The following is a 13,190-nucleotide window of genomic DNA, read 5'->3' as shown; positions in this document are numbered from 1 at the left end:
TCGCAGCGATCACGTTATTCAGGCCCGGCGTTTGGTTGCTGAATCCATCCACACCGCCAGCAGCAAAATGGCACCTTTAACGATGTACTGCCAGAACGTCGGCACGTCCATCATGCTCATGCCGTTATCCAGCGAAGCCATAATAAATGCCCCCATTACCGCACCGGCAACACTGCCGATTCCTCCGGCGAGGCTGGTGCCGCCAATCACGCAGGCGGCAATGGCATCCAGTTCGGCAATATTCCCCGCCGACGGTGAGCCCGCACCAAGGCGCGAACTGAGGATCAAGCCGGCAATCGCCACCATCAGGCCATTAATGGCGAATACCGCCAGTTTGGTGCGCTCAACGTTGATGCCAGACAGGCGTGCGGCATCAACATTGCCGCCAATCGCATAAATACGCCGGCCAAAGGCGGTGCGGGTAGCCATAAACATTCCGGCCAGCAGCAAAAAAGCCAGCAGCAGCACGGGTGTGGGCACACCGCGATAATCATTAAGCAACCAGATGGCGCCCAGTACAATCACTGCAATAATCGCCTGACGACCTACCGCCGTGCCCGAAGAGGATGTTGCCAGCCCGAGCGACTGGCGACGCAAACGGCCTCGCCATTGCCATAACACAAATGCCGCCAGCCCCAGTACCCCCACGCCGAAACCGATGCCGTCGGGCAAGTAACTTTGGCCAATCTGCGACATTGCCGCGCTGGTGGGCGACACCGTCGTGCCGTTGGTGATGCCGATCAATACCCCGCGGAAGGCCAGCATCCCGGCAAGAGTCACAATAAACGACGGGACTTTGCGATAGGCCACCCACCAGCCATTCCAGGCGCCCAGCACTAAGCCCAGCACCAGCGTGACCGCCACTGTGAGCGGCAGCGGCCAGCCGAGCCAGACATCGAAAATCGCCGCCGCGCCGCCCAACAGGCCCATCATTGAGCCAACAGAAAGGTCAATTTCGGCGGAGATGATCACAAACACCATTCCCACGGCGAGGATGCCAGTAATGGCAGTCTGGCGCAGCAGGTTGGAGATATTACGCGCGCTCAGATAGGCGCCATCTGTCATGCCGGTAAAAAACAGCATAATCACCACGATGGCTGCAATCATCACAAACACTTGCAGATTGAGCGACTTCAGCCCGGAGAATGCTCCCGGCGTTGCGCTGGATAACTTGATTTCAGACGGGTTGCTTTTCGACATGATGTTCGCTCCTCAGCGCCGCTTCCATGACCTGCTCCTGGGTCAGATTACGATTGATAAGATCGGCTTTTAGCCTGCCTTCGTGCATCACCAGCACCCGGTCGCTTAAGCCCAACACTTCAGGCAGTTCGGATGAGATAACAATGACCGCAATCCCTTGCTGTACCAGTTGATTGATCAGTTTGTAGATTTCGTACTTGGCGCCAATATCGATGCCGCGTGTCGGCTCATCAAGGATCAGAATGCGCGGATTGAGCAGCAGGCAGCGGGCGAGAATCGCCTTCTGCTGATTACCGCCGCTCAGGCGGCCAATCGCCAGTTCTGGCGAGGAGGTTTTGACCTTCAGACGCTGCAGTGACTGCAAAATACAGGCTTGCTCGGCGGCATCGTCCAGGCTACTGAACGCCCCGGTGAACTGATCCAACGCTGCCAGGGTCATGTTCTTACCCACCGCCATCACGGGCACAATGCCGTCTTTTTTACGATCCTCGGGCACCATTGCAATGCCGTGCGCAATCGCCTGCTGGCAGTTAGCAATGTGTACCGGCTTACCGTCCAGATAGACGGTGCCTTCCCAGCGCCCCGGCCAGACACCAAACAGGCACTGTACCGCTTCGGTCCTGCCTGCACCGACCAGCCCGGCAATACCGAGGATCTCCCCGCGTTTGAGGCTGAAGGAGATATCGTTAACGCGCTTGATGTGGCGGTTTACCGGATGCCAGGCAGTAAGGTGCTCAACGCGCAGGATCTCGTCGCCTGTCTCGTGCGGTTCATTGGGGTACAGCGCCGTCAGTTCGCGGCCAACCATCATGGTGATAATGTCGTCTTCGCTCATTCCCGCGGCGTCGCGTGTGCCTATATGCAAACCGTCGCGAATAACGCTGATCACGTCGGATATCGCTTTGACTTCATTGAGTTTGTGAGAGATATAAATACAGGCAATATCGTGGTTGCGCAGATCGCGAATTATATCGAGCAGGATCGCGGTTTCCTGTTCCGTCAGCGAGGCGGTCGGTTCATCAAGAATCAGTAAGCGTACCTGCTTGTTCAGCGCCTTGGCGATTTCCACCAATTGCTGCTGCCCAAGACCTAAATCGCCCACGCGGGTGTCCGGCGAAATCGCCAGGCTGACTTGCTTAAGCAGCTTTTCACAGCGCAGCGTCATCTGGTCGTAGTCCATTACGCCATGACGGGTAATTTCCGCGCCCAGGAAGATGTTTTCCAGTACCGTCAGATGTTTCACCAGGGCCAGCTCCTGATGGATGATAGCGATGCCTTTACGCTCGGTATCGCGGATATGCGTGGCCTGTAGCGTTTCGCCCGAAAAGACGATTTCCCCTTCATAACTACCTGCCGGATAGATCCCGCACAGCACTTTCATCAGTGTGGATTTGCCCGACCCATTTTCGCCGCACAACGACAACACTTCGCCAGCATTCAGGCGCAGGCTGACGTTATCAATGGCTTTGACCGCGCCGAACGCTTTGGTGATGTTCTTCATTTCGAGTAAATAAGGCATGGCTGCTCCACGTTATCCGCTGGTATAACAGCGCCCGAAAGCATTGGCGGAAGGCGCGCCGCGATGAAGCAAGGGCGCGCCGCCGTATTCAGAGCTGATTTTTCTGATGAAAACCGTCTTTGATGACCGTGGCGTCAATGTTGTCTTTGGTCACTTCAATTGGCGTCAGCAGGCGAGCAGGCACGTCTTTTAACCCGTTGTTCAGGGAAGCATCTGCTTTGGGTTGCTTGCCGTTACCCAGCTCGACGGCAATCTCTGCAGCGGTATTTGCCAGTTGGGTAATGGGTTTGTAGACCGTCATGGTCTGGCTACCGTTAATCAGCCGTTTCACCCCGGCCAGATCGGCATCCTGGCCGGAGATAGCGACCTTCCCGGCCAGTCCCTGTGCACTCAGCGCCTGGATAGCGCCGCCAGCGGTTGCATCATTCGACGCGACCACGGCATCGATTTTGTTATTGTTAGCGGTGAGGGCGTTTTCCATGATTTTTAGCGCATTTTCAGGCAGCCAGCCATCGACCCACTGATCGCCAACAATTTTAATTTTTCCGCTATCAACATAGGGTTTTAACACTTTCATTTGCCCGGCGCGGAACAGTTTGGCGTTATTGTCGACTGGTGAACCGCCCATCAGGAAATAATTACCCTGAGGGACTTTACTGACAAGGCTTTGCGCCTGTAATTCCCCGACTTTTTCATTATCAAAAGAAATATAGAAATCAATGTCGGCATTATTAATCATGCGATCATAAGCCAGTACTTTAATTCCTTCCTGCTTAGCTTCTTTTACCACATTACTTAATACCTGACCGTTGTAAGGAATAATAACCAGGACATCAACGCCGCGATTAATCATATTTTCAATTTGCGACATCTGCGTTTCTTCGTTGCCGTTAGCAGACTGAACAAACACACTGGCGCCGAGCGACTCGGCTTTTTTAACAAAAATATCGCGATCTTTTTGCCAGCGTTCAAGACGGAGATCGTCAATCGCCATGCCGATTTTCACCTCTTTGGCATGGCTGGCGACGCTGGCAAACAGCAGGGAAGCGCAGAGAGTAAGGCAAAGATTCTTTATCTTCATAATAGTAATACCTTTTGTAGGGTGAATGGCGAGATAAAAGAAACATGCACTGCTTTGAACGAGCAAATTCTTAACGCATAATCCTGGGCTGGCAATTACAGATTTTTATCCGGGCATTACGTTTTTTGGTTTATTTCCTGATTTATGACCACGATCTTATTTTAAAAAAAGCAAAACCGATTTTGCATAAAAAATCGGAAGACGCTACGCAACGCTGAAAGTCATTATTTTGCGAGCCAGCGCACGTTTGCGCATTCTCTTAATGGCAGTGTGAAATAACGTAATTGAGCAACGCCCGGCGAGGATCCAGTATTACTGCAGATTTGAACACTCGCCGCATATCTGTCAATGGAGCTCATTATGCAAGCATATTTTGACCAGCTGGATCGCGTTCGTTATGAAGGCCCGAAAACCACTAACCCTTTAGCGTTTCGTCATTACAATCCGGATGAGTTAGTGCTCGGTAAGCGTATGGAAGATCACCTGCGTTTTGCTGCTTGCTACTGGCATACGTTCTGCTGGAACGGCGCGGATATGTTCGGCGTTGGCTCTTTTGACCGTCCATGGCAGCAGCCTGGCGAGGCGCTGGCACAGGCAAAACGTAAGGCGGATGTCGCTTTTGAGTTCTTCCATAAGCTGCATGTGCCCTTTTATTGCTTTCATGATGTGGATGTCTCACCAGAAGGTGCTTCGCTGAAAGAGTACCTGAACAACTTTGCGCAAATGGTAGATGTGCTGGGTGAAAAGCAGCAGCAAAGCGGCGTGAAACTATTGTGGGGAACGGCAAACTGCTTCACCAATCCGCGCTACGCCGCAGGCGCAGCAACCAACCCCGATCCGGAAGTGTTCAGTTGGGCGGCCACACAGGTGGTCACGGCAATGAATGCTACCCATAAACTCGGCGGCGAAAACTATGTGCTGTGGGGCGGCCGCGAAGGCTACGAAACCCTGCTCAATACCGATTTGCGTCAGGAGCGCGAACAGATTGGGCGCTTCATGCACATGGTGGTTGAGCACAAACACAAAATCGGTTTTCGTGGCACGCTGCTGATTGAACCCAAGCCGCAGGAGCCAACCAAGCATCAGTATGATTACGATGCCGCGAATGTGTATGGCTTCCTGAAACAGTTTGGTCTGGAGAAAGAGATTAAACTGAATATCGAGGCTAACCATGCCACGCTTGCCGGGCACTCTTTCCACCATGAAATCGCCACCGCCATTGCGTTGGGGCTGTTTGGCTCTGTGGACGCCAACCGTGGCGACCCGCAGCTCGGCTGGGACACCGACCAGTTTCCCAACAGCGTGGAGGAAAATGCGCTGGTGATGTACGAGATTATCAAAGCGGGCGGCTTCACGACCGGCGGGCTGAACTTCGACGCCAAAGTGCGTCGCCAGAGCACCGACAAGTACGATCTTTTCTATGGCCATATCGGGGCAATGGACACCATGGCGCTGGCGCTGAAAGTGGCGGCGCGGATGGTTGAAGATGGCGAGCTGGATAAACGTGTCGCCCGGCGTTACGCCGGCTGGAATGGTGAACTGGGCCAGCAAATTTTGCAGGGGCAGCTTAGCCTTGCGGAGCTGGCGAAGTACGCTGAACAGCAGAACCTGGCGCCGCGGCATCAAAGCGGTCATCAGGAACAGCTGGAAAACCTGGTTAATTACTACCTGTTCGACAAATAACCGGCGCTGCGCCGCAGGCTTCGCGGCGCAGAACAAAAGGAGTGGTCACTATGTATATCGGGATCGATCTCGGCACCTCTGGCGTAAAGGCGATTCTGCTAAGCGAGCAGGGCGATGTGCTGGCTTCCCATACGGAGAAACTCAGCGTATCGCGTCCGCATCCTCTCTGGTCTGAGCAGGATCCCGAACAGTGGTGGCAGGCGACGGATAGCGCGGTACAAGCGCTGGCGGCAGCCCACTCTCTCGCGCAGGTTAAAGCCATTGGTCTTGCCGGGCAGATGCACGGCGCGACGCTGCTGGATAGCGAAAACCGCGTGCTGCGTCCGGCTATCCTGTGGAACGACGGCCGTTGCGGCGAAGAGTGCACGTTGCTGGAAGCGCAGGTGAAAAATTCTCGTGCGATAACCGGGAATCTGATGATGCCCGGTTTTACTGCGCCCAAGTTGCTGTGGGTGCAGCGCCACGAGCCGGATATTTTTGCCCGGGTAGCGAAGGTATTGCTGCCCAAAGACTTTCTGCGACTGAAGATGTCTGGCGTGTTTGCCAGCGATATGTCCGATGCAGCGGGAACGATGTGGCTGGATGTGGCGAAGCGTGACTGGAGCGACGAAATGCTCGCCGCCTGCAACTTATCGCGCGCGCACATGCCCGCCTTGTTTGAAGGCAGCGAGATAACCGGCGAACTGCTGCCTGAAGTGGCGCAGCGCTGGTCGATGCCGGTGGTGCCGGTGGTCGCGGGCGGGGGCGATAATGCCGCTGGTGCGGTTGGTGTGGGTATGGCTGATGCCGGGCAGGCTATGCTGTCGCTCGGTACATCCGGCGTCTATTTTGCCGTCAGCGAAGGGTTCCTCAGCAAACCAGAAAGCGCGGTGCACAGTTTTTGCCACGCGTTACCGGGACGCTGGCATTTGATGTCGGTGATGCTGAGTGCGGCGTCCTGTCTCGACTGGGCGGCGAAACTCACCGGTCTGGATACCGTACCGGCGTTGATTGATGCCGCACAACAGGCAGACGATAACGCCGGAGACCTCTGGTTTTTGCCTTATCTGTCTGGCGAACGCACCCCGCATAATAATCCGCAGGCCAAAGGGGTGTTCTTTGGCCTCACGCATCAGCATGGGCGCCCGGAGCTGGCCCGCGCGGTGCTGGAAGGGGTCGGCTACGCGCTGGCGGACGGTATGGATGTGGTGCATTCCTGCGGCGTCACACCGCAGAGCATTACCCTTATCGGCGGCGGTGCGCGAAGCGCCTGGTGGCGGCAAATGCTGGCAGATATCAGCGGATTGCAGCTCGACTATCGCACCGGGGGGGATGTCGGCCCTGCGCTGGGCGCGGCGCGGCTGGCGCAAATTGCTGTTCATCCACACACGCCGCTGGCAACGTTGTTACCACAGCTTGCCCTTGAGCAACAACACGTGCCAGATGCTGCACGCCATGCGCATTACGTTACGCGGCGTGAAACGTTCCGCCGTATTTACCAGCAGCTAGTGCCCCTCATGTCATAACCTCTGTGGCCCATCCTGGTGGATGGGCCTGATTCACCATTATGTTGTCCTTTTTTGGTCTTAGCAACCCATTAACTCCTTGCCAGAATAGCCTTACACCTACTGAGCATGGAGTCCTGAAATGTCACGCACCGCCCTTATCAATATCGACACCCAGCAGTCTTTCTTTCATCGCGAGTACTGGCAGGAGAGTGACTTTCCCGCGTTTCAGCAGGCCATTTTGGCGCTGATTGAGGGCTGCCAGGCGCGTGACATACCGGTGGTGGATATTTTCCACGTTGCCGACAGCGGCCCGTTCTCGCTGGACAGCGGCTTTGTCACGCCGATGCCGTTCCTGCAACATCAGCCAGCCGTCACCTTTTACAAACACGTGCATAATGCCTTTACCGATACCGGGCTGGATCACTGGCTGCGTAGCCGCGATATCAATCACCTGATCATTTGTGGTGTGCGTACTGAGCAGTGCTGTGAAACAACGGCGCGTGTGGCGTCAGATCTGGGATACCGCGTGACCTTCGTCAGCGAAGCAACACTGACCTTCCCGATGACCCACAAAGGGGTTACGCTGGACTGCCACGCGCTGCGCCATCGCACAGAAACCGTGCTGGAAGGCCGCTTCGCCGCCATTAAAACCGTTTATGAAACTCTGGAATCTTGATGACGACTGATGTCTGGTTTGTGATGTTGCCGGGTGTACTGGCGCTGGATTTGACCGGCCCGGCGGAAACCTTCGCGCTGGCGAAGGCGTACCGACTGCACTACATCGGCCCTGAAAGCGACGTATCCACCTCCATTGGCCTCACGATGGGCAATATTGCGCCACTGCCAGACACCCTGCCGGAGGGCAGCCTGTTGGTATTGCCAGGCGTGTTTGACTCCTCGCGCCTGTTCGATACACCGCAGGCGGAGGCAGTGCGCCGCTGGTTAATGCGCCTGCAACCGCACATTCACAGCCAGCGAATTACCTTGATGTGCGTCTGTTCCGGTTCCGTGCTGGCGGCGAAAGCCGGACTGTTAAACGGTATTCAATGCACCACGCACCATGACGTTATCAACCGTTTAAAAAGCGTTGCTCCGGCCGCGCTGGTTAAAGAGAACCGTATTTTTATTGAGGATCGCAGCATCTGGACCAGTGCTGGCATCACGTCGGGAATCGACCTGGCGCTGCATTTGATTAACCGCATCAGCGGGCCAGAGACAGCGCTGGCAGTGGCCCGTGAAATGGTGGTGTGGTTCCGTCGTTCCGGTGACGATCCGCAAATTTCGCCCTGGCTGCGCTACCGCAACCATATGCACCCGGCGGTGCATCGGGCGCAGGATGCGCTGACTGCGGATCCTCAGCGGGCCTGGCAACTGGCGGATATCGCAGAGCGGGCGCACGTCAGCCCCCGCCACTTGACGCGTCTTTTTCAACAGCATTTAGGCATTAGCGTGCGTGACTACCTTGAGCAACTGAGGCTGGCAATAGCCGAACAGTGGCTACTGCAGGGGCGTGGTGCCGAGCAGGCGGCGTTTGCCGCCGGGTTCTCTTCACCTCGCCAGTTGCACCGGGCACGGGCGCGAACGTTTAACTGATAAAACGCCGCCTGTCGATGCGCTGCACCAGCATCGACAGCGCCAGGCTTGCCAGCAGCGTGGCAGCAAAAACCCATACGATATCGAGCAGCGGCAAGGCCCGCAGCTCGACGCCGCGGGTGCGTAAAGCATGGATAATCAACGCGTGAAAGCCGTAAATACCCAGTGAATGATGCGAGATTAACGTCAGCCCTGGCAGGCTGCGGCTGTTAAGCGTGTTTTTCACGAAGGTAAACAGCGAAATCGCGCACAGAAAAACCATCGGCCCACAGTAGAGATACCAGGTATCGGCGAAGTTACCGCGCCATTGCAATTCATGCAGGGTGCCGCGAGAAATGATAAACACGGCGGCAAAAAACAGCGCGGCGCAACCCCATGTCAGCGCACGCTTTTGCGTATCCATCATCCCAAGGGCACGCCCCAGCATGCCATACAGCAGGTAGTAAAAGGTGTCGCCGCCGATATAGAGATTAATCGGCAGCCACTCAAATCCGCCCATCTTCTGCGGCACGGTATTGGGGTTGGCCACAATGCCCAGCACCACCATCAGCGCCAGCAACATCTTGCCATTGACCGCTTTCACCTGGATCAGCGGTGAAACCAGGTAAATGACGATAATCGCAAAGAAAAACCACAGGTGATAAAACACCGGTTTTTGCAGCAGATTTCTTATCGATAATTCGTTGTTAATCGACGTGAACAGCACGATGTAGAGCATTGCGATGGCGCTGTAAAACAGCAGGCACAGCGCGATGCGTAAAAAATGACGGGGCTGTGCGCTGCGTTCGCCGAAAAAGAGATAGCCGGAGATCATAAAAAACAGCGGAACGCTGACACGGGAAGCAGAATTCAAAATGTTGGCGACATCCCAGTCAAAGGTTGTCACGCTGGCCGGGTTGGTGATGTACCAGGTCGTAGTATGGATCATCACCACCATTAAGCAGGCTATCCCTCGCAGATTATCTATCCAGTAAATTTTCGACGACATCAGTCCCTCTGGTTTTCCGTAAATATCCTCTGACTCGCGATTTTTCGGGCCATCTCGTTGGATAATTCTGAGTTTTTCCGCTCACGCTTGTGCAGTTTTCCACAGATTTGCAAAAATTGTGTTTCCTGCCTTCTTTTAAAAATAACAGCCCGTGAACAGGGCGGTGACAAAAAAATGATGAAGTGTCTTACGTCAGTACTCGTGCTGCTGTTGGTCGGCTGCAGTGCCTTACCGGAACACCCAGCGCAAAAAGCGCAGAAGGCGAGAATTGGGCCGTCGCACACGCTCTCTATGGAACAGGTCTGCCGGCAAAATGCGGCGCAGCGTTACAATACGGGCGCACAGCAGATTGACGTGACCGGTTTTGAGCAATTTCAGGGCAGTTATGAAATGCGTGGTGTCACGCCCCGCCATGAAGCCTTTGTCTGCGCTTTTGATACAGAAGGCCAATTTTTACACCTTTCGATGCGTTAATCGGGTTGTTGGTGGTCTTATCCGCGTTGTTTTGCCCAATTTTCCCTAAACAGATCCGTTTCGTACTGTATATCTTGCAGTCAGCGGGTATACTGAGCGCTTCCTTTAAATCCACACGTATCCAGCACGAAATAATATGCAAAAGTTTGATACCAGGACCTTCCAGGGCCTGATCCTGACCTTACAGGATTACTGGGCTCGTCAGGGCTGCACCATTGTTCAACCTCTGGACATGGAAGTTGGCGCCGGCACCTCTCACCCGATGACCTGCCTGCGCGCGTTGGGGCCAGAACCGATGGCGACCGCGTATGTGCAGCCTTCCCGCCGTCCGACTGACGGTCGTTATGGCGAAAACCCGAACCGTTTACAGCACTACTATCAGTTCCAGGTCGTGATTAAACCTTCTCCGGATAATATTCAGGAGCTGTATCTCGGGTCGCTGAAAGAGCTGGGTATGGACCCGGAAATCCACGATATCCGCTTTGTGGAAGATAACTGGGAAAACCCGACGCTGGGTGCCTGGGGGCTGGGTTGGGAAGTATGGCTCAACGGTATGGAAGTCACACAGTTCACCTACTTCCAGCAGGTTGGCGGCCTGGAGTGCAAACCGGTCACCGGCGAAATCACCTATGGTCTGGAACGTCTGGCCATGTACATCCAGGGTGTAGACAGCGTTTACGACCTGGTCTGGAGCGACGGCCCGCTGGGTAAAACCACCTACGGCGACGTGTTCCATCAGAACGAAGTGGAGCAGTCCACTTACAACTTCGAATATGCGGATGTCGATTTCCTGTTCACCTGCTTTGAACAGTATGAAAAAGAAGCCCAGCAACTGCTGGCGCTTGAAAACCCGCTGCCGCTGCCTGCTTACGAGCGCATTCTGAAGGCCGCCCACAGCTTCAACCTGCTGGATGCGCGCAAAGCCATCTCCGTGACGGAACGTCAGCGCTACATTCTGCGTATCCGCACGCTGACCAAAGCAGTCGCTGAGGCGTACTACGCTTCCCGTGAAGCCCTTGGCTTCCCGATGTGCAACAGAAATAAATAAGAGGCGGCCATGTCTGAGAAAACTTTCCTGGTGGAGATCGGCACCGAAGAGCTGCCACCAAAAGCACTGCGCAGCCTGGCTGAGTCCTTCGCTGCCAACTTTACCGCAGAACTGGATGCGGCTGGCGTCGCGCATGGCGATGTTCAGTGGTTTGCCGCCCCGCGCCGTCTGGCGCTGAAAGTGGCGAAACTGGCTGCCGCACAACCGGATCGCGAAGTTGAAAAACGCGGCCCGGCGATTGCCCAGGCATTTGATGCCGAAGGGAAACCGAGCAAAGCGGCTGAAGGCTGGGCACGCGGTTGCGGGATCACGGTCGATCAGGCAGAACGTCTGACTACCGACAAAGGCGAATGGTTGCTGTACCGTGCCCATGTGAAGGGCGAAAGCGTTGAAACCCTGCTGCCGAACATGGTGGCAACCGCGCTGGGCAAATTGCCGATACCGAAACTGATGCGCTGGGGCGCGTCCGACGTGCATTTCGTGCGTCCTGTGCATACGGTTACCCTGCTGTTGGGCGATGCTGTTGTGCCGGCCAACATTCTGGGTATCAGTTCCGATCGCGTGATCCGCGGCCATCGCTTTATGGGCGAGCCGGAGTTCACCATCGATAATGCAGACCAGTATCCGCAAATCCTGCTGGAGCGCGGCAAAGTGGTTGCTGACTATGCGGCGCGTAAAGCAAAAATCAAAGCGCATGCCGAAGAAGCGGCGCGCAACATCGGCGGTAATGCCGATCTGAGCGACAGCCTGCTGGAAGAAGTGACCTCGCTGGTAGAATGGCCAGTGGTGCTGACCGCGAAATTTGAAGAGAAATTCCTCGCGGTTCCAGCCGAAGCGCTGGTTTACACCATGAAGGGCGATCAGAAGTACTTCCCGGTTTATGATAACGACGGCAAACTGCTGCCGCACTTTATCTTCGTGGCCAATATTGAGTCGAAAGATCCGACGCAAATCATCTCGGGTAACGAAAAAGTGGTGCGCCCGCGTCTGGCGGACGCCGAGTTCTTCTTTAATACCGACCGCAAGAAACGCCTTGAAGATCATCTGCCGCGTCTGCAAACCGTGCTGTTCCAGCAGCAACTGGGTACGCTGCGCGACAAGACTGACCGTATTCAGGCGCTGGCGGGTTGGATCGCCGGGCAAATCGGCGCGGATGTGAACCATGCCACCCGCGCGGGCCTGCTCTCCAAGTGCGACCTGATGACCAATATGGTGTTTGAATTTACCGACACCCAGGGCGTGATGGGTATGCACTATGCGCGTCACGACGGCGAAGCGGAAGATGTGGCCGTTGCACTGAACGAGCAGTATCAGCCGCGTTTTGCCGGGGACGACCTGCCATCAAACCCAATTGCCTGCGCACTGGCGATTGCCGATAAGATGGACACCCTGGCGGGTATCTTTGGTATTGGTCAGCATCCGAAAGGCGACAAAGATCCGTTCGCACTGCGCCGTGCAGCGCTGGGCGTGCTGCGTATCATCGTTGAGAAGAACCTCGCGCTGGATCTGCAGACCCTGACCGAAGAAGCCGTGCGTCTGTACGGCGACAAGCTGACCAACGCTAAAGTGACTGACGATGTAATCGACTTTATGCTGGGCCGTTTCCGCGCCTGGTATCAGGACGAAGGTTACAGCGTCGATACCATTCAGGCGGTGCTGGCACGTCGTCCGACCAAACCGGCGGACTTCGATGCCCGCATGAAGGCGGTTTCACACTTCCGTACGCTGGAAGAGGCCGCGGCGCTGGCGGCAGCCAACAAGCGTGTTTCCAACATTCTGGCGAAATCCGATGAGACACTGAACGATATGGTTCACGCGTCGGTGCTGAAAGAAGCGGCGGAAATCAAGCTGGCGGGCAATCTCGTTGTGCTGCGCGACAAGCTGCAGCCGTTCTTCGCTGAGGGCCGTTATCAGCAAGCGCTGATCGAGCTGGCAGCGCTGCGTGAGCCGGTCGATGAGTTCTTCGAACAGGTAATGGTTAACGCCGACGATAAAGACGTGCGGGTCAACCGTTTGACCTTGCTGTCGAAACTGCGTGAGTTGTTCTTGCAGGTAGCGGATATCTCCCTGCTGCAATAACCGTGTGTTATAAAAAACCCGCCAGCGCGGCGGGTTTT

11 protein-coding genes are annotated in these 13,190 nt (G+C 55.5%); 7 read left to right on the top strand and 4 right to left on the bottom strand.

The features are described 5' to 3' along the window. Window positions 1-18 precede the first annotated feature (18 nt). From xylH to xylF, 3 genes are all read right to left on the bottom strand, one after another. A complete protein-coding gene (gene xylH / locus RTX30_RS12180; protein ID WP_312690091.1) occupies window positions 19-1,200 on the bottom strand; it encodes a xylose ABC transporter permease XylH in 1,182 nt (393 codons plus the stop codon). Continuing rightward, window positions 1,178-2,719: a xylose ABC transporter ATP-binding protein gene (locus RTX30_RS12175; RefSeq protein ID WP_312690089.1), complete on the bottom strand. Its 1,542-nt coding sequence runs from the start codon at window positions 2,717-2,719 to the stop codon at window positions 1,178-1,180. Before RTX30_RS12175 ends, xylH begins: the two co-directional genes overlap by 23 nt. 88 nt (window positions 2,720-2,807) lie before the next feature. Further along, window positions 2,808-3,800: a D-xylose ABC transporter substrate-binding protein gene (gene xylF, locus RTX30_RS12170; protein WP_312690087.1), complete on the bottom strand. Its 993-nt coding sequence runs from the start codon at window positions 3,798-3,800 to the stop codon at window positions 2,808-2,810. A 360-nt stretch (window positions 3,801-4,160) separates the two neighbouring features. On the opposite strand from xylF, the gene xylA reads away from it, so the two are divergent. The 4 genes from xylA (at window position 4,161) to RTX30_RS12150 (ending at window position 8,563) form a co-directional block, all read left to right on the top strand. Beyond that, window positions 4,161-5,483 (top strand): xylose isomerase, encoded by a 1,323-nt coding sequence (gene xylA / locus RTX30_RS12165; protein WP_312690085.1) that lies wholly within the window; start codon window positions 4,161-4,163, stop codon window positions 5,481-5,483. A 50-nt stretch (window positions 5,484-5,533) separates the two neighbouring features. Next, window positions 5,534-6,988 carry a xylulokinase gene (xylB, locus tag RTX30_RS12160; protein ID WP_312690083.1) on the top strand — a complete coding sequence of 485 codons (1,455 nt, stop codon included), beginning with the start codon at window positions 5,534-5,536 and terminating at the stop codon, window positions 6,986-6,988. A 121-nt stretch (window positions 6,989-7,109) separates the two neighbouring features. Next, on the top strand, window positions 7,110-7,646 hold the full coding sequence (locus tag RTX30_RS12155) for an isochorismatase family protein (RefSeq protein WP_312690081.1): 537 nt from the start codon (window positions 7,110-7,112) through the stop codon (window positions 7,644-7,646). After that, window positions 7,646-8,563, top strand: a complete 918-nt coding sequence (locus RTX30_RS12150) for a helix-turn-helix domain-containing protein (RefSeq protein WP_312690080.1) — start codon at window positions 7,646-7,648, stop codon at window positions 8,561-8,563. The genes RTX30_RS12155 and RTX30_RS12150 overlap by 1 nt, the downstream gene beginning before the upstream one ends. Here the strand turns inward: RTX30_RS12150 and RTX30_RS12145 are convergent. Then, window positions 8,556-9,551, bottom strand: coding sequence for an acyltransferase (locus RTX30_RS12145; RefSeq protein WP_312690079.1), 996 nt, complete (start codon window positions 9,549-9,551; stop codon window positions 8,556-8,558). The genes RTX30_RS12150 and RTX30_RS12145 overlap by 8 nt on opposite strands. Window positions 9,552-9,725: 174 nt before the next feature. Between RTX30_RS12145 and RTX30_RS12140 the strand changes: the two genes are divergently transcribed. The 3 genes from RTX30_RS12140 (at window position 9,726) to glyS (ending at window position 13,152) form a co-directional block, all read left to right on the top strand. Continuing rightward, window positions 9,726-10,025 (top strand): YsaB family lipoprotein, encoded by a 300-nt coding sequence (locus tag RTX30_RS12140; protein WP_312690078.1) that lies wholly within the window; start codon window positions 9,726-9,728, stop codon window positions 10,023-10,025. Window positions 10,026-10,161: 136 nt separating this feature from the next. Beyond that, window positions 10,162-11,073, top strand: coding sequence for a glycine--tRNA ligase subunit alpha (gene glyQ / locus RTX30_RS12135; RefSeq protein WP_312690077.1), 912 nt, complete (start codon window positions 10,162-10,164; stop codon window positions 11,071-11,073). 9 nt (window positions 11,074-11,082) lie between these two features. Further along, window positions 11,083-13,152 (top strand): glycine--tRNA ligase subunit beta, encoded by a 2,070-nt coding sequence (gene glyS / locus RTX30_RS12130; protein ID WP_312690076.1) that lies wholly within the window; start codon window positions 11,083-11,085, stop codon window positions 13,150-13,152. Window positions 13,153-13,190 lie beyond the last annotated feature (38 nt).

This window comes from Kosakonia sp., assembly GCF_032052965.1.
GTDB lineage: Bacteria > Pseudomonadota > Gammaproteobacteria > Enterobacterales > Enterobacteriaceae > Kosakonia.
Note: the sequence above shows the minus strand (reverse complement) of the source record. Positions and strands in the feature narration are given on the sequence as shown.